Below are 17,100 nucleotides of genomic sequence, written 5' to 3'. Positions count from 1 at the left end.
CCCCTCCGCTTTTTGTTTTTTGGTTACTAAGGGTGTACACAAAAACACCTCTGACGCACCAGAACCCGACATCGTGAGCGGTCGCCAGCCGACCGGGGGCCCGGGCATCGCCAAGGGCCCACGGTGCTGTCAGTTGACGGAGACGTCCACCGGGTGGGTGGCGAGCAGAGCGGTCGGCAGGCCCTGACGGCGCAGGACCTTGCCCCACAGGTCGACCCTGGCGGGCACCAGCACGTCCGTGTGCACGGAGGTGCACGGGATCCAGTCGTCGCGCGCCAGCTCGTCGTCGAGCTGACCCATGCCCCAGCCGCTGTACCCGGCGAAGACGCGCACCCCGTCGAGCAGCTCGTCCATCATGTCCACATCGGAGTCCAGGTCCACCAGGACCACGCGGCCGGCGACGGGCTGCAGGCCGCGGATGCCGTTCACATCGACCCCGGCCTTGACCACACCCAGGCACAGCGCTGCGGACTGGTTCACCGGGCCGCCCACGAAGACGGCCTTCGGCTTGGCCGCCAGGTCGTGCCACTGAGGCAGCACGCCGTGCACCGCCGACTCGCTGGGCCGGTTGAGAACCACGCCCAGGCTGCCCGACTCGTTGTGCTCGATCAGATAGACGACGGTGCGGGCGAACGTCGGCTCGACCAGCTCCGGCGAGGCGACCAGCAGCGCGCCCGAGGACACCTCGAAGGCCGCGTCCCCGGACTCGCCGGAGGACGCGCCGCCCGGTGCGGACTCATTCGAACGATCGGGACCCACACCCCCATCATGGCACGTCGACGACCATCGGGCGTCCGGCGACGGGGAAGCGTCCTCGCCGATAGGCTGTAGCGCGTGACGACCAGCGGAGCGGATGCACCGGCCGCCGCTGCGAAACCGGCGTGGCGGACCTTCCGCGACCTCCCCGACCTGCTGCGCCTGCTCGGTGTACGGCTCCTGAGCCAGTACGCGGAAGGCCTGTTCCAGGCCGGGCTCGGCACCGCCATCGTCTTCAATCCCGAGCGCAGCGCCAGCCCGGCCGCGGTGGCCACCGGCCTCGCGGTGCTGCTGCTGCCCTACTCGGTGATCGGCCCCTTCGCCGGCGCACTGCTGGACCGGTGGGACCGGCGGCGAGTCTTCATCGTCGCCAATCTCGCCCGCGCGCTGCTCATCGCGGCGTGCGCCGCGGTACTCGCGTCGGGGGCGGGGGAGACGGCGATCTTCGTCGTCGCGCTGGCCGTCGGCGGCGCCGGACGGTTCGTGGCATCGGGGCTCTCCGCCGCGCTCCCGCACGTCGTCGACCGGCCACAGCTCGTCGCGATCAACTCCCTGACCACCACGCTGGGAGCGGGTGCGACGGCGGTGGGCGCGAGCACGGCGGTCGGGCTGCGGGCGGTCTTCGGCTCCGACGACGTGGGCGGCGCCGGGGTCCTCGCCTGCGCCGTTCTCGTCGCGGTGCTGGGCGCGCTGCTGTCCACCCGGTTCCCCGCGGGGGTCCTCGGGCCCGACCACGACCTCACCGGCAAGCACGAGAAGCCCGCCTCCGCGCTCGGCGACATCGCCGCGGGACTCGCGCACGGCGCGTTCGCCGCGTGGCGGGCACCGTCGGTGACGGCCGCCCTGACGGGCATGGGGGCGCACCGCATCGTCTTCGGCTTCAACACGATGATGCTGCTCCTGCTGACCCGCCACCACTTCACCGACGGGACGCTGGGGCTGGCCGGGTTCGGCTCCGTGGCGGGCGCGACGGCGGTCGGCATGTTCGTCGCCGCTGTGCTCACGCCCATCGCGGTGGCGCGGTGGGGACGCCGCAACACCGTGGTCGGCGCGCTGGTCGCGGCATGCCTGACGCAGTTCACGGTGCTCACGCTGAACTTCGCCGTCCTGGTCGCCGCCGCCGCACTGCTCGGCCTCGCCGGGCAGGTGGTCAAGCTCTCCGGCGACGCGGCGATGCAGCTCGACGTGCCGGACGAGCGGCGCGGCCAGGTCTTCGCCTTCCAGGACGCGCTGTTCAACGCCACGTTCGTGGGGGCGATCGCCATCGCCGCGGCGGTGGTGCCCCTCGACGGGGTCTGCCGCCCCCTCGCCGCCTTCGGTGGCCTCCTGTACGCCGTCGCCGTCGGCGCGGTGATGGCGCTCTACCGCCGCCCGGGAACCGCGGAGGCCGCTGGCGCGTCCAATTGATATGGGGGATCTGATCGAGTACTGGTTCGGCGACGGCGAGACGGTCACCCGCTGGACCTCGCCCGCGGAGCAGGGGGCGGTGCTGCTGGACTTCGACGGGGACGGCCGGGTCGACGATGCGATGGTCGACCTCGACGGGGACGGGCGCGCCGACGTCGCCGCGCTCGATCTCGACGACGACGGGGTCCGCGAGACCGCCTTCCGCGACGACGGCTCGGGCCAGTGGTCCGTACCCACCGCCGCTCCCGAACCGGACCGGGCGTCCGGGGCCGGCCAGGCGCACGCACAGGGACCCGCCGCCGGCACCGCGGGGCGGGCGGCACCGTCGACCTGCCCGATACCGGGCGTCGCCCAGGTCCCCGATACCCGCGCCACCGTGACCGCGGTCCCGCCGGAACCGGGGCAGCCGGCCCGTCAGGCGGTCGGAGACACGGACGGGGACGGTACGCCCGACGTCCTCCTCTTCGACACCGACGGTGACGAGACGGCGGACGGTGCCGTCCCGCTCGGCCCCGGCACCGGGACCTCGGAGTTCTAGCCAGAATTATGGCCGGAATAAGGCTAGGAGTGAGGTTACAATGACCACTATGACGACGGTGCCCCTCGGCGAGGCGAAGGACCGGCTCTCGGCGCTGATCGACAGCGCCGAGAACACACACGACATCATCACGATCACCCGGCACGGCCGTGCGGCGGCGGTGCTGATGTCGGTCGACGACCTGGAATCCATGCAGGAGACCATTTTCTGGCTCTCGCGGAGCGGCACCGCTGAGGCGATCGCCGAAGCCGAGGCCACGTACGCCGCAGGCGAAGCCGCCACGGGCGACGAGGTCCGTGCCCGCTTCGGGCTGCCGCCACGGTGACCACCGGCGCATCCGGCGCCCGATCGGTGTACGAGGTCCGGTTCGGTCGCGCCGCCCAACGCGCCCTGGAACGACTGCCGCTCAAGATCGCCGCAGCGGTGGTCGAGTTCATCACCGGACCGCTCGCGGAGAATCCGCACCGGCTGAGCAAGCCGCTTCGGGACGATCTCGCGGGGCGCCGCAGCGCGCGACGCGGTGCCTACCGGGTATTGCTGCGCATCGACGAGGACGCCCACGCGATCCTCATCACCGACATCGATCATCGCGCGCACGTCTACCGTCCGCGCTGATCGCTCAGCCCTGGCGGGCGGCCCACCACTTCTTCAGCTCGGTCTCGGCCTCGTCGCGGTCGAGGGGACCGCGGTCGAGGCGCAACTCCTTGAGGAACTTCCACGCCGCGCCCACCTCGGGGCCCGGCTGCAGCCCGAGGAGCTCCATGATCGCGTTGCCGTCGAGGTCCGGCCGCACGCGCGCGAGGTCCTCCTTGGCGGCGAGATCCGCGATGCGCTGCTCCAGACCGTCGTAGGTGGCCTGCAGCTTCGCGGCGCGGCGCTTGTTGCGGGTCGTGCAGTCGGCGCGGACCAGCTTGTGCAGCCGGGGGAGCAGCGGCCCGGCGTCGGTGACGTACCGGCGGACCGCGGAATCGGTCCACTGGCCGTCGCCGTAGCCGTGGAAGCGCAGGTGCAGGAAGACGAGCTGCGCGACGTCCTCGGTGACCGCCTTCGGGTAGGCCAGGGCCCGCATCCGCTTGCGCACCATCTTCGCGCCGACCACCTCGTGGTGGTGGAAGGAGACGCCGCCGTTCGGCTCGTGCCGGCGGGTGTCGGGCTTGCCGATGTCGTGCAGCAGCGCGGCCCAGCGCAGGACGAGGTCCGGATCGGACTCCTCGAGGTCGATGGCCTGCTTGAGCACCGTCATCGAGTGCCAGAAGACGTCCTTGTGCTGGTGGTGCTCGTCGATGGCGAGCTTCATCCCGGGGATCTCCGGGATCACGCGCTGCGCGAGCCCGGTGTCCACGAGCAGCACGATGCCGTCGACGGGGTACTCGCCCAGGATCAGCTTGTCCAGCTCGGCCCGGACCCGCTCGGCGGTGATCCGGTCGATCTCCGCAGCCATGTCCGTCATGGCGGCCTGCACCCGCGGCGCCACGGCGAAGCCCAACTGGGAGACGAAGCGGGCGGCGCGGAGCATGCGCAGCGGATCGTCGGAGAAGGACTCCTCCGGGGTCGCCGGGGTGTCGATCACACCGGCGAGCAGGGCGTCGAGCCCGTTCAGCGGGTCCTGGAAGTCCTCCGCGCCGTCACGGCCGATCCGCACGGCCATCGCATTGACCGTGAAGTCGCGGCGCACCAGGTCGTCGTGCAGGTTCTCGCCGAACCGCACGACGGGGTTGCGGGTCACCCGGTCGTAGGCCTCGGCCCGGTAGGTGGTGATCTCGATCTGCTGGTCGTGGAAGGCGGCGCTGACGGTGCCGAACTCGATCCCGGTGTCCCACATCGCGTCGGCCCAGCCGCGCAGCAGCTCCTGCACCTGCTCCGGGTGGGCGTCGGTGGTGAAGTCCAGATCGCTCGTCAGGCGGCCGAGGAGCGCATCGCGGACCGATCCGCCGACGAGGTACAGCTCATGCCCGGCATCGGCGAAGCGAGCGCCCAGCGGGGCCAGTACGTCGGACAATCCGCGCAGCGAGATGTGGGCCGCCGCGAGGAGCCGGGTCCGGCGTTCGGCGCGCGCCTCGGCGGCGCCGTCGGGGGAGCTGTCTGTCACGACCGGTCAGTCTACTGCCGCGCGGAAAACGCGACGGTGGCGTCCGGGGACGGAACCGGCCAGTAGCATCGGGGGGTGACTTCCGCCGAATCCGCCGACTCCCCGGGCCGCCCCCAGCGCCCGGGTCCGGTCGGCGACGCCACGCCGGGCGCAGCCCGGCCACGGCGTCGGCGCCGTCGTGGCGGCCGCGGCCGCGGCCGCGGCCAGCTCGCGTCGGTCACCGATCAGAAGGCGCCTCCGGAGGGGGCCGAGGCACCGTCGGAGCCGGTTCAGCAGGCCGGGTCCGCGCGCAAGCAGGGCACCCCGACCTCGAAGGCCAAACGCCCCGCGGTCGGCCGGGCCCGGCCGGATTCGCGCGTCCGGACCGTCCGGGAGACCTCCGCCGGTGGCCTCGTCGTGGCCGGCCTCGACGGTGCCGCCGAGCTGCGGGCCGCCCTCATCGGCCGCGTCGACCGGCGGGGCCGCACCCTGTGGTCGCTGCCCAAGGGGCACATCGAAGCGGGGGAGACGGCCGAACAGACCGCCATCCGCGAGGTCGCGGAGGAGACGGGCCTCACCGGCTCGGTGCTCGCACCCATCGGCAAGATCGACTACTGGTTCGCCGTCGAGGGCCGCCGCGTGCACAAGACCGTGCATCACTTCCTGCTCTCCTGGCAGAGCGGCGACCTCTCGACCGAGGACTACGAGGTCTCCGAGGTCGCCTGGGTTCCGCTGGCCGAGCTCGCGACCCGGCTCACCTATTCGGACGAGCGCAAGCTCGTCGCGACGGCCCGCACCGTCATCGAGGACCTGGCCGCCCGCCCGGACGAACTGGCGGCCCGAGAGGCGGCCGAGCCGCGCAGCGAGCCGTCGGCCTACGAGCGCGCCGCCGCGGAGCGCAACGCCGTCCGCAACGATCCACCCAAGCCCCGTCGCCGGCGGGGCGGGCGTCGCGCGCGCGGCCGGCGCAGCGGAGGTGGCGGGAGCGGTCAGACGTGAGTCGGTCGGCCCGCCTCCTGTGCGTGCTGACGCTCCTGATCGCGATCACCGGCCTCCCCGCGCCGAGCGGCGCCGGCCTGCCCGATGCGCAGTTCGTCCGGATCGATGTCGACGAGGTGACCTCCCGGATCACCGACACCTCGCCGAACGAGGTCGTCGTGCGCGGCAGCGTGACGAATTTCGGCGACCGCGACGTCAGCGACCTCGGCCTGCGGATCCAGCGCGCTCCCGCGGTCTCGACGTCTGCGCAGCTCCGCTCGGACATGGTCGCCGACAACAACGTCTACGACACGCTCGGCCGGTTCGAGTCGGTGTCGAAGGTGCTCAGACCGGGGGAGCGGACGTCCTTCGCGGTCTCCATCCCCGTACGGGCCACGCCGGCCACGCGGGGCCCCACCCTCGGCATCGACCGCCCCGGCGTGTACCCGATCCTGCTGAATCTCAACGGCAAGCCCGCGTACGGCGGTGAGGCCCGCCTCGACGACTCCCGGACCCTGCTGCCCGTGCTCAGCCTGCCGGCCGGCGGCACCGACACGGCCGACACCGTCGACAAGGCGGTAACCAGCTCGCCCGCGCAGGTGACGCTGCTGTGGCCGCTCGCCGACAACCCGAAACTCGCCGGCGGCGTGCCCGGCGGGGGCGACGTGCCGGTCCGGCTCGTCGACGACGCCCTCGCCGGCTCGCTCGCCGGGGGCGGCCGGCTCGACGGCCTGCTGTCCGCCTACGAGGACGCGACCCGCGGGCCCGACCCGCGCCGCACCGCGCTGCGCGCCTCCGCCTGCCTCGCGATCGATCCGGACCTGCTCGTCACCGTCCAGGCGATGACCGGCCCCTATCGCGTCTCCCGCAATCCCGCCGACCCGCGCGGGCCCAGCACCGCCGGCACCGGCAGCGACCAGGCGACCGCCTGGCTGGAGCGACTCAAGCACGTCGCCGCCGACTCGTGCGTGGTGGCGCTGCCCTTCGGCCAGGTGGATCTCGAGGCTCTCGGCCGCTCCGCGGAGCCCTCTCTGCAGCGCGCGGCGCTGGACACCCCGTCCGACGTGATCGACTCGATCCTGGGCGTGCAGTCGGTACGCGGCGTCGCGCTCCCGACGTCCGGGGTTCTCCTGTCCGACGGAGCCCGGCAGCTGCGCGCCTCCGACTTCTCGGCGACGGTCGTCGCCGCCACCGCGGTGAAGGCGCCGGACCGCGGGCGCGGGGCACCGTCGGGCATCGTGCCGGTGGGGCAGGGCATCGGTGCCGCGGTCTTCGATCCCAGCGTCTCCGCCGCGCTCGCCGCGATGGGGCGCGTCCCCGACGGTGCCGAACGCGGCGTCGCCCCGGGCCCGACGGGGACCGTGCCCACGTCCTCGACCTTCACCATCGCAGAGGAATCCGCGACGATGCGCCGGCAGGCCGCCGTCGGCGCCGTCACCGCCGCCGCCCTCGACCCCACGCAGCGCTACGCGCCACCGGGCGGCTGGGCGGCGAGCACGGCGACGGACCCCGTCGCCCAGGTCACCGGCCGGACCACGCTGATCGTGCCGCCGCAGGTCTGGGCCGCCGGGCCCGACGACGCCCGCGCCGTCCTCGACGCCGTCTCGGCGCAGTTCGGCACCGGCCTCGCGGAACCGCGCACCTTCCGTGACGTGGTCGCCTCCGCGCAGTCCGCGGGCCGGGACCCGGCCCGCGCTGCGGACCCCTGGACGCTGCGCCAGCCCCCGGGGACCACGGCCTCCCGCGTCCCGGACCGGATCGTCACGGCCGCGGCGGCGCACGTCCGGCAGGTCGACCAGCTCGGCGCGGCCCTTCTTCCCCTGCCGAAGAGCGCCCTCACCCCGCGGATGTACACCTCGCCCCTGCGCGAGGACGCGGTGCGTGCGCTGCGGTGGGCACCGTCGAGACCCGCCGTCGACGGTGACGCCGCCATCCGCCTGACGGCCGCGCGCGCGTCGATGGCCGCGCAGCTGCAGTCGGTCCGGTTCGTCACCCCCGGCGGCGCCTACACCCTGGCCTCGGACAAGTCGCCGCTGCTCATCGTCGCCCGGAACGATCTGCCGCTGCCGATCCGGACGGTGATCGACTGGTCCGCCCCCGAGGGCGTCACCATCGACGCCTCCGAGGTGCAGGAGCTGCCCGCGCGCGGCACCCGGCAGATCGAGCTGCCCACGACGGTGGACTACTCGCGGCAGATCTCCGTCCAGCTCACGCTGCGCTCGAGCAGCAACATGCCGCTGGGCGATCCGATCTCCGTCTCGGTGCACTCCAACGCCTACGGCAAGCCGCTGTTCTGGATCACCTGCGGCGCCGGGATCCTGCTGGTACTGCTGGCCGGCCGGCGCCTGTGGCGCCGCTTCCGCGGCCGTCCCGATCCGGCGGATGCGGATCGTCCTGCGCCCGACGAGCACGAGAAGCGGATCGCGAACAGTTACGCTGCACATCGACCGCCCGCCCCGAACGAGAACCCGGAACCGAAGGACACATGAGCCGCGCCGAGCCCCGGCACATCCCGCCGAGCAGCAGTCCCGCCGCCGGCGGGAAGGACGACGCCGGCACCGCCAGCCTCCTGCGCTCCACCGGCTCCGTCGCGGTCGCGACGCTGACCTCGCGCGTCACCGGCTTCCTGCGCACCGTGCTCCTCGCGGCGATCCTCGGGCCCGCGATCGCCTCGGCCTTCAGCATTGCCAATCAGATGCCGCAGCAGGTCTCCGAGCTGGTTCTCGGTCAGGTCCTGACGGCGCTGGTGATCCCCGTACTGGTCCGCGCGGAGATGGAGGACAAGGACCGGGGACAGGCCTTCTTCGAGCGTCTCTTCACCCTCTCCCTGACGATCCTCGGCATCGCCCTCATCGCCTCGCTGGCACTGTCGCCGCTGCTGGTCGGGCTGCTGGTCGGCGGTTCGAAGGTCGACGAGGGCCTCACGCAGGCGCTCGTGATCATGTTCCTGCCGCAGCTGATGTTCTACGGGCTCTCCGCCCTGTTCACGGCGATGCTCAACACCCGCGACGAGTTCAAACCCGGCGCGTGGGCCCCGGTCGCCTGCAATGCCGTGCAGATCGCCACGCTGGTGACCTTCTACCTGATGCCGGGCGAACTCACGCTCGATCCCACCGAGATGGGACAGCCCAAGCTGCTGGTGCTCGGGATCGGCAGCACCCTGGGCGTGGTGCTCCAGGCGCTGATCCAGTTGCCCGCCATGCGGCGCTCCGGGATCAAGCTGCGCCTGCGGTGGGGCGTCGACGACCGGCTCAAGCACTTCGGCAGCATGGGCATCGCGATCGTCACCTACGTCTTCATCTCGCAGGCGGGCTGGTACGCGGTCACCCCGATCCTGTCCCACGCCTCCGACGGTGGGCCCGCGATCTACCAGTACGCCTGGATGGTGCTGCAGCTGCCGTACGGCGTGATCGGGGTGGCGCTCCTGACCGCGGTGATGCCGCGCCTGTCGCGCAACGCCGCGGAGGGCAACCGCAACGCCGTGCTCGACGATCTGTCGGTGGCCACCCGCATCACGATGGTGGCGCTGGTCCCGATCGTCGTCTTCATGACCGTCTTCGGCCCGTCCATCGGGCGGGCGCTGTTCAACTTCGGCGAGTTCAGCCAGGACGACGCGAACTTCCTCGGCACGGCGATCTCCTTCTCGGCGTTCGTGCTCGTTCCGTACGCGATGGTGCTGATCCACCTGCGGGTGTTCTACGCGCAGGAGCGGGCGTGGATCCCGACGGGCATCGTGATCGCGATCGTGGCCGTGCAGATCGCCCTGTCCTACCTGGTGCCGGTGTTCGTGGAGGGCGACCACCGGATCGTCGAGTTCGTGGGCACGGCGCGCGGCCTGGCCTACACCGCCGGCGCGATCATGGGCTGGTACCTCCTGCGCCGGACCCTCGGGCCGCTGCACCTGACCAACGTCACCCGCACCCTGGTGCAGACGGTCACCGTCTCCGTACTGGTGACCGTGACCGTGTACGCGATCATGCAGCTGGGCGTGCTCAAAGCGGTCGACCGCAGCGGTCCGCTCGGCGCCTTCCTGTACCTCGCCATGGCGGGTGCCCTCAGCCTCACACTGATCTACGCGCTGCTCGCGCTCTGGCGGGTACCGGACGTGCTGGCGATCCTGGCGCCCCTGCGCCGGCTCGCGGCCCGGTTCGTGCCGGCGCTGCGCCCAAGCGCACCGTCGGACTCCGCACCGCAGGCCTCGAGCACCCCGGACACCCGGGAGATGCGGCTCGACGAGCTGGAGGCCTACGCCAGCCTGCGCCGCGAGGAGATCACGGCCCAGCTGCCGCGGATCGCCGACGACATCGGCCTCCCGTATGCTGGTCAAAGCCATGTTCCCCGGCGCCCGCGGGCGACCGCGCAGACACCGACCACGGGCCTTCGATACCGCAGAAGAGGAGCATTCGCAGTGACCGAGGACGACTCCGCAGGCACGTCCGGCAACGAGGCACCGGGGACCGGACGGATGCCGCTGCCGTCGGTGCCGGATGCCCCGCAGGCCGGCCTCCCGGCGGCGCAGGAGTCCGGCGCCACGGCTTGGGACGAGGGCGAGACACCCCGCGGCCCCGAGCTGATTCCCGGCGCGGTGGTCGCCGGCGGCCGGTACCGGCTGATCGAGCACTACGGCGGCATCCGCGGGCTGCAGTTCTGGCAGGCGCGCGACATCAACCTCGATCGGGACGTGGCGCTGACCTTCGTCGACTCGGAGCAGACGGCCCCCGTCCCCGAGCGCGGCGCCCAGATCAGCCTGCGCGGCGAGGGCCCGCAGTCCATCCTCTCCCGCACACTGCGCCTGGGGCGCGTCCACTCGAACGGCCTGGCCCGCGTCCTCGACGTGGTGCGCGGCAGCTCGGGCGGCATCGTGGTGGCGGAGTGGATACCCAGCAGTTCGCTGGCCGACGTCGCCGGCACGCACCCGTCGGCGATCGGCGCGGCGAAGGCCGTGCGTGCGCTGGCCGGCGCCGCCGAGGGCGCTCACCGCGCCGGCGCGGCACTGTCGATCGACCACCCGGACCGCGTCCGCATCTCGCAGGACGGCCACGCCTACCTCGCCTTCCCCGGCACGCTCGCCGACGCCTCGAAGGAGTCGGACGTCCGGGGCCTGGGCGCCGTGCTGTACGCCCTCCTCCTGGAACGCTGGCCGCTCGACGATGCGACGGGCCGCACCGTGACCACCGGGAAGGGCACCGTCGCCGGTATCCGGCAGGCGGATGCCGACGCGAACGGCAACCCGGTCGAGCCGCGGGACGCCAAGCGCGACATCCCCTTCGAGATCTCGGCCGTCGCCACCCGCACCCTCGAGGGCGGCCAGGGCATCCGCACCGCCGCCACCGTCCAGCAGCTGCTCGATCAGGCGTCGGTCGTCGACGTCAAGACGGATCTGCTGACGCCGGTGCGGGAGGAGGCCCCCCGGGAGACGCCGCGCCAGGCCGCCCGGCCCGCGCCGAGCTCGATCCCGGCGGCCGAGCAGACCCCACCCGCCACCCCGGGTGCGGCGAAGTCCACCCTGCTGCAGCGGATCTCGGGCGGCAAGAAGAACGTGCCGCTGCTCGTGATCGCGGCCTGCGCGGTGGCCCTGCTGGTGATCATCGGCCTCACCCTGCTGATCAGCAGCTTGACCGGCGGTAAGGACACACAGTCGGGTGTGAGCTCGCTGTACACCTCGAGCGCGTCCCCCGGGTCGAACACGGCCGCCGCGCCTGCTCCCGGGGTCGGCGCGCCCGTCAAGGCGACCGACGTCTCGCTCGTGGATTTCGCCTCCTCCAAGGATTCGGCGGCCAACCTGTCGAACGTGCTCACCGGGAAGAGCCCGTCGTGGAAGACGGACACCTACAAGGCCGGTCCCGCGTTCGGCAACCTCAAGAAGGGGGTCGGCTTCCTGGTGACCCTCGACAAGGCGGTCTCCCTGACCCGCGGCACGATCACCTCCCCGAGCAGCGGCACCACGATCGAGGTGCGCACCGCCACCAAGGATTCCGTGAAGTCCTTGGACGAGACCTCGCTGGTGTGGTCCGGCACCCTCCGCCCCGGCGCCAACGATTTCCACGTGAGCAGCGTCGCTCCGCGCTCCCGCTACGTCCTGGTGTGGATCACCGGACTCACCAAGGAATCCGGCAACGACTGGTACACCACGATCAACCAGGTGTCCTTCCAGGGTTCCTGACGCCCCGGTCGTCGTCGATCCACACCGCACCCGAATCCGGGACCGAGATCACCAGCGGCCCAGCGGATCCCGCATCGCGGTAGTCGAGAAACCGCACCCGCCAACCGGTTCCGGTACGCAACGTCGATACCACCCGCACCTCCTCCGGGATCTGCAACCCCCGCTCCCGCGCGTGCTCCTCCGCAGCCGCCCTCGCCTGCTCCGGATCGCGGCCCGGGACACCGTCGTACCGCGGGCCCGCGCCCGTCCATTGCGTCAGCCCGCAGTCCCGCAGCCGCTGCCAGGCCTCGTCGAGCATCCGGTCCGGAGCGAGCGCGCCGAAGGCCGCCCACCACGACACGGCGTCGAGCCATTCGTACTCGCACATCCGGACCACGTGATGCATCCCGTCGGCGTTCTCCAGGCGCGCGCCGAGCGCCGCGGCGACCTCCTCGGATCCACCGACCGGGGGGAGCGGCGCCCCGGGCTCGGGCTCCGCACCGGCCATGAGGGCATCGTCGTCCCAGATCCCGGTCCAGCCGTACCGGCCCGGCCCGATCCGGTGGTCGAGCGCCGTCACGTGGTCCAGCCACGACGGTGCTCCCGCCAGTCGTTCGGCCGCCCCCGGCGCGCCCGGGACGCGCCATCCCAGGTCGCCGCAGGAGAGGACGGCCCTGCCCGGGCCGAACCAGGCCAGAGTGGCGCCCGCCGACGACGAGGCGTCGTACCGGGCGACCCCGCGTTCGCCCCCGTCGACGGTGACCCGGAAGGGCAGCGGTGCACCCGCGGCGGCGAGCAGGGGTTGCGCGGCCGCGAGCAGGCACCAGCGTGCGCGGATCAGCCGGAGGTTCTCGAGCCGGACGGGCATGGGTCCGATCCTTGCCGCCGGCGCTGAAGGCTCCCTTGGGCCGGACTTGTCGGTGCCGTGCTCTACGGTGCGAAGACGGCGCCTCTCCCGGGCGCTGTCGATCGGAGGGGGCGAGATGACGGAACACAGCGACGGCGTGGTGATCTGCGATGACGGGCTGGCCCGCCCGGCCTGGGCGGCCGAGGGCCTGCTGCGCGAGTACTACGACACCGAGTGGGGCATGCCGGTCCGGGACGAGCGGGGGCTCTTCGAGCGCATCGCCCTGGAGGGTTTCCAGGCCGGCCTGTCCTGGGCGACGGTGCTGCGCAAGCGCCCGGCCTTCCGGGCGGCGTTCGCCGACTTCGATCCCGACGCGGTGGCCGCGTTCGACGAGCGGGACGTCGAACGCCTGATGGCCGATGCCGGGATCATCCGGAACCGGCAGAAGATCGAGGCGACGATCGGCAACGCCCGGGCGGTCGTGGCGCTGCGCGAGGACGGCGGGCTGGTCGATCTGGTCTGGTCCTTCCGGCCCGAACACACCCCCGCCCCGCGCACGATGGCGGACGTGGCGGCCACCTCCCCGGAGTCGGTCGCACTGTCGAAGGAGTTGCGCCGCCGCGGCTTCCGGTTCGTGGGGCCGACCACGATGTACGCGCTGATGCAGGCGGTGGGCATCGTCGACGATCACCTCGTCGGCAGCCACCGGCGGGGCACCTCGGGGGTGTGGGCGTAGCGTACCGGCGACCTAGCCGTGGGTGCCGGTCTCGGCGGCGAGGTGCCCGTAGCGGTGGCGGGTGGTGCTGACGGCCTGCTCCCGCAGGACGGTCAGCAGCTCGCGGCGGCCGGAGAGCAGCACCGGGCCGCGGAGCACGCTGTGGCCGTGCTCGGCCGCAGCCGCAGCCACCTCGGGTTCCGGGGTACCGAGCACGCGGATGCGCACGGGTTCCGCGCGGCCGCCGAGCCCGTCGGCGTACTCCCGCACCGCACGGACGGGGGCCTCGAAGGGCAGGGCGGGCGCGTCGGGGCTCGCCGTGATGTCGAGCCGCGTGCCGGTGCGGGCGGCGGCGAGCTGTAGCCGCACGAGGTCGCGGGGGCGCGCCCCCGCGCCCACCCGCACCTCCAGGTGGGGGAGCGGCCGGTAGCGGAAGACGTTCGCCTCGCTCGCCAGCCCCGTCGGGTCGTGCTCGACGCCGAACTCGCGCTCCCAGGCGCACTGATCGGAAGCGGCGGCCGCGTGCAGCCAGGCGACGTCCTCGTCCCCGAGGTGCCGTGCGGCGGCGATGATCCGCTCGCTGAACACCGTGGACGCGACCTCGGGAGCGGTCGGCACCGCCTTATCGGCCCAGTGTCCGAACTGGGCCACGTAGTTGGGACCGCCTGCCTTAGCGCCCGGCCCGATGGAGGATCGCTTCCATCCGCCGAAGGACTGCCGCTGCACGATGGCACCGGTCATGTGCCGGTTGATGTAGAGGTTCCCCGCCTCCACCTTCTCCCGCCAATGGGCGATCTCGCCGGGGTCGAGACTGTGCAGGCCGGCGGTGAGGCCGTATCCGGTGGAGTTCTGCAGCCGCAGCGCATCGTCGAGGGTGGCGGCGCGCATGATCCCGAGCACCGGACCGAAGAGCTCCGTCGTGTGGAACCAACTGCCCTCGGCCACGCCGTCGAGGACGCCCGGGCTCCACAGCCGGCCGGCGTCGTCCAGCTTGCGCGGTTCGACGAGCCAGCTCTCGCCGGGGCCCGGCCGGGTCAGGCCCCGCAGCAGCTTGCCCGCCGCGGGCTCGATCAGGGGGCCCACGGTGGTGCCGAGGTCGTGTCCCTCTCCCACGACGAGGGTCCGGACCGCGTCCTTGAGCTGCCCCAGGAACCGCCGCGAGGATCCGACGCTGCCCACGAGGATCGCCAGCGACGCCGCCGAGCACTTCTGGCCCGCATGCCCGAAAGCGCTGCGCACCAGGTCGTTCGCGGCGAGGTCCGGATCCGCGGCGGGGGTGATGACCATCGCGTTCTTGCCCGAGGTCTCAGCGAGCAGTTCGAGCTCGGGTCGCCAGCCACGGAACAGCGCCGCGGTCTCGCTCGCACCGGTGAGTACGACCGCGTCGGCCGCGGGGTGGGTGACGAGCCTCCGGCCCGCGTCGGCCTCGTCGGCGTTCACCAGCTGCACCAGGTCCGTGGGCACCCCCGCGGCGTGCAGCGCCTCGATCGCGGCGGTACCGCAGCGGAGGACCTGGGGCGCGGGCTTGATGATCACCGCCGCACCCGCGGCGAGGGCGGCCAGCACGCCGCCGAGGGGGATGGCGACGGGGAAGTTCCACGGCGGGGTGACCACGACCAGCCGGTGCGGGGTGAAGACCGCCTCATCGTCGTGCAGGCCGAGCGCGCTGTCAGCGTAGTAACGCGCGAAGTCGATGGCCTCGGAGATCTCGGGGTCGGCCTCGGAGACGGTCTTACCCGCCTCGTAGGACATCACGGTGAGGAGGTCGCCGCGGCGCCGGGCGAGTTCGTCCGCGACGCGGTGCAGCAGCGCGGCCCGCTCCGCTGCGGGCCGTGATGCCCAGGCGCGCTGCGCGGTCAGCGCGGCGTCCACGGCGGCGTCCACGGCGGACGGGTCCTCCACCCGCGCAGGCGGTTCGACGTGGTCCGGCCGCGTCAGTGCAGCGCGGGCCCATGCCCGGTTGCCGGGGGTCGACGGATCGGTGTCCGGCTCCCCGACGAAGGGGCCGTCCTGGGCGACGACCGTCTCGCGGCCGCGGTCCTGTACGCGGTTCGGGCCGTCCTGCACCAGTTCCCGCCGGGCGGCCGCGGTGCGGAACCGCTCCTCCTCCACGGCGATCGCTCCGGCATCGGGGCTGAACATGGAGTAGAGGAAGTTCTCACTCGACGAGTTCTCCTCGAGCCGCCGCACCAGGTAGCTCACGGCCACGTTGAAGTCGCCCGCGCGCACGACCGGCGTGTACAGGATGAGCGAGCCTACATCCGCCCGAACCGCGGCCGCCTCCATCGGCGCCATACCCTGCAGCATCTCGATGTCCAACTGCCGCTGCACGTCCCGCTGCTCCGCGAGTTCGACGGCGTACGCCACGGAGAAGAGGTTCTGGGAGGCGACACCGATCCGCAGCGCGTCCGCGTTCTCCGGGCGCAGGGCCCGATCGACCATCCGCAGGTAGTTCGCGTCGACATCGGCCTTGCTCCCGTACGTCGCGAGCGGCCAGTCGTGCAGCTCGGCGTCCACGCGCTCCATCGCGAGGTTGGCGCCCTTGACCAGGCGGACCTTGATCGGGGCGCCGCCCGCGGCGACGCGGGCGCGGGCGAACTCCGTCAGCCGAGCGAGAGCGCCGGGTGCATCGGGAAGGTACGCCTGGAGCACGATTCCCGCTGTGAGGGAGTGGAACTCGGGCTCTCCCAGGAGCGTCGTGAAGACCTCGAGGGTCAGGTGGAGGTCCTTGTACTCCTCCATGTCGAGGTTGACGAACTTCCTCCCGTCGCGGGCCGTGCGGTAGAGCGGCCGCAGCCGCTCGACGATCCGGTCACGGTTGCCCTCGAGATCCCACGGGATGAGCTGGGCGACCACGGAACTGACCTTGATGGAGACGTAGTCGACGGACGGGTGGTCGAGGAGCTCATGGGTCCGGGCGAGGCGATCGTCCGCCTCCCCCTGGCCGAGGACCGCCTCGCCGAGCAGGTTGAGGTTCAGCCGGACCCCCACCTCGCGGGCACGTCGCAGGCGGCGCTGCAGCTTGTCGCCCTCGGCGTCGAAGACCAAGTGGCCCACCAGTTGCCGCAATCGCATGCGCGCTACGGGCATCGCGACCGACGGTGCGATCGCAGCGGCGACGGTGCCGGCGCGCAGCAGCGCCGCGTCAACGGGGCTCATGAACGCCTTACCCGGCGCCCCGCCTGCGGCGGGGGAGACGAGTCGGCGTAGGGCCTTCGCGGCCACGTGGTCGTCCTCGGGCCGCGCGACCTGATCGACGAAGCCCATGGTGAACTCGACGCCGCTCGGATCATGCAGCAGCGCTGCGAGACTGGAGGTTGCGGCGGCCTCCCGCCGGCCGACCTCAGCGGGACGGGATCCGCGACTGGCACGCAGCCAGCGCTGGGCGCGGGCGACGGCGGCGTCCACGGTGGCCGCGTCGGACGGGACGTCGCCGGCGCCGGCGGAGTGCAGGGGAACGGACGGACGGGACGGTTCGACCATGAGAGGCCTCCTGATAGCTCGCGCAGTGAAAGGAAGTTCCACAGCGACGGGTGCGCCACCTGGCCTATCGGGATAGTAGTACAGAACCTGAGCCTGCGGGAGACTATGTGCGATCGCGTATTTTCCGGCGTCAACCGGTGCGGTTGACGAATTGCAAAGAAATCGC

General features: G+C 72.5%; 12 protein-coding genes. 8 read left to right on the top strand and 4 right to left on the bottom strand.

The window, feature by feature from the left end:
* Positions 1 to 129 precede the first annotated feature (129 nt).
* The gene (locus AC21LY_RS00470; protein ID WP_489044157.1) at positions 130 to 759 is read right to left on the bottom strand and encodes a YqgE/AlgH family protein; all 630 of its coding nucleotides are present in this window, start codon (positions 757 to 759) and stop codon (positions 130 to 132) included.
* A gap of 75 nt (positions 760 to 834) precedes the next feature.
* Between AC21LY_RS00470 and AC21LY_RS00465 the strand changes: the two genes are divergently transcribed.
* Genes AC21LY_RS00465 through AC21LY_RS00450 form a run of 4 tightly spaced genes read left to right on the top strand, consistent with a single transcriptional unit; the run spans position 835 to position 3,316 of the window.
* On the top strand, positions 835 to 2,163 hold the full coding sequence (locus tag AC21LY_RS00465) for an MFS transporter (RefSeq protein WP_489044156.1): 1,329 nt from the start codon (positions 835 to 837) through the stop codon (positions 2,161 to 2,163).
* Position 2,164: 1 nt separating this feature from the next.
* The gene (locus tag AC21LY_RS00460; protein WP_489044155.1) at positions 2,165 to 2,701 is read left to right on the top strand and encodes a hypothetical protein; all 537 of its coding nucleotides are present in this window, start codon (positions 2,165 to 2,167) and stop codon (positions 2,699 to 2,701) included.
* Positions 2,702 to 2,750: 49 nt separating this feature from the next.
* Positions 2,751 to 3,026, top strand: coding sequence for a type II toxin-antitoxin system Phd/YefM family antitoxin (locus AC21LY_RS00455; protein ID WP_489044154.1), 276 nt, complete (start codon positions 2,751 to 2,753; stop codon positions 3,024 to 3,026).
* The gene (locus tag AC21LY_RS00450; RefSeq protein WP_489044153.1) at positions 3,023 to 3,316 is read left to right on the top strand and encodes a type II toxin-antitoxin system RelE family toxin; all 294 of its coding nucleotides are present in this window, start codon (positions 3,023 to 3,025) and stop codon (positions 3,314 to 3,316) included. Before AC21LY_RS00455 ends, AC21LY_RS00450 begins: the two co-directional genes overlap by 4 nt.
* 4 nt (positions 3,317 to 3,320) lie before the next feature.
* Here AC21LY_RS00450 and AC21LY_RS00445 read toward each other — a convergent pair whose 3' ends face one another.
* The gene (locus AC21LY_RS00445) at positions 3,321 to 4,790 is read right to left on the bottom strand and encodes a CCA tRNA nucleotidyltransferase (RefSeq protein ID WP_489044152.1); all 1,470 of its coding nucleotides are present in this window, start codon (positions 4,788 to 4,790) and stop codon (positions 3,321 to 3,323) included.
* Positions 4,791 to 4,865: 75 nt separating this feature from the next.
* Between AC21LY_RS00445 and AC21LY_RS00440 the strand changes: the two genes are divergently transcribed.
* From AC21LY_RS00440 to AC21LY_RS00430, 3 genes are read left to right on the top strand one after another with little or no spacing between them, the layout of a single operon-like run.
* Positions 4,866 to 5,768 carry an NUDIX hydrolase gene (locus AC21LY_RS00440; RefSeq protein WP_489044151.1) on the top strand — a complete coding sequence of 301 codons (903 nt, stop codon included), beginning with the start codon at positions 4,866 to 4,868 and terminating at the stop codon, positions 5,766 to 5,768.
* Entirely contained in the window at positions 5,765 to 8,236 is a 2,472-nt protein-coding gene (locus AC21LY_RS00435) for a glycoprotein (protein ID WP_489044150.1), read from the top strand. Before AC21LY_RS00440 ends, AC21LY_RS00435 begins: the two co-directional genes overlap by 4 nt.
* Complete coding sequence (locus AC21LY_RS00430) at positions 8,233 to 11,910, top strand: lipid II flippase MurJ (protein ID WP_489044149.1); 3,678 nt, start codon at positions 8,233 to 8,235, stop codon at positions 11,908 to 11,910. The genes AC21LY_RS00435 and AC21LY_RS00430 overlap by 4 nt, the downstream gene beginning before the upstream one ends.
* On the opposite strand, the gene AC21LY_RS00425 is transcribed toward AC21LY_RS00430, so the two are convergent.
* Entirely contained in the window at positions 11,882 to 12,757 is an 876-nt protein-coding gene (locus AC21LY_RS00425; protein ID WP_489044148.1) for a hypothetical protein, read from the bottom strand. The two genes, AC21LY_RS00430 and AC21LY_RS00425, sit on opposite strands and share 29 nt — an antisense overlap.
* 115 nt (positions 12,758 to 12,872) lie before the next feature.
* Here AC21LY_RS00425 and AC21LY_RS00420 point away from each other — a divergent pair, with 115 nt between their 5' ends.
* A complete protein-coding gene (locus tag AC21LY_RS00420) occupies positions 12,873 to 13,472 on the top strand; it encodes a DNA-3-methyladenine glycosylase I (protein ID WP_489044147.1) in 600 nt (199 codons plus the stop codon).
* Between the two features lie 12 nt (positions 13,473 to 13,484).
* Here AC21LY_RS00420 and AC21LY_RS00415 read toward each other — a convergent pair whose 3' ends face one another.
* Complete coding sequence (locus AC21LY_RS00415; protein ID WP_489044146.1) at positions 13,485 to 16,934, bottom strand: proline dehydrogenase family protein; 3,450 nt, start codon at positions 16,932 to 16,934, stop codon at positions 13,485 to 13,487.
* Between the last annotated feature and the right edge of the window lie 166 nt (positions 16,935 to 17,100).

This window comes from Tsukamurella sp. II2bb (assembly GCF_057815145.1).
Note: the sequence above shows the minus strand (reverse complement) of the source record. Positions and strands in the feature narration are given on the sequence as shown.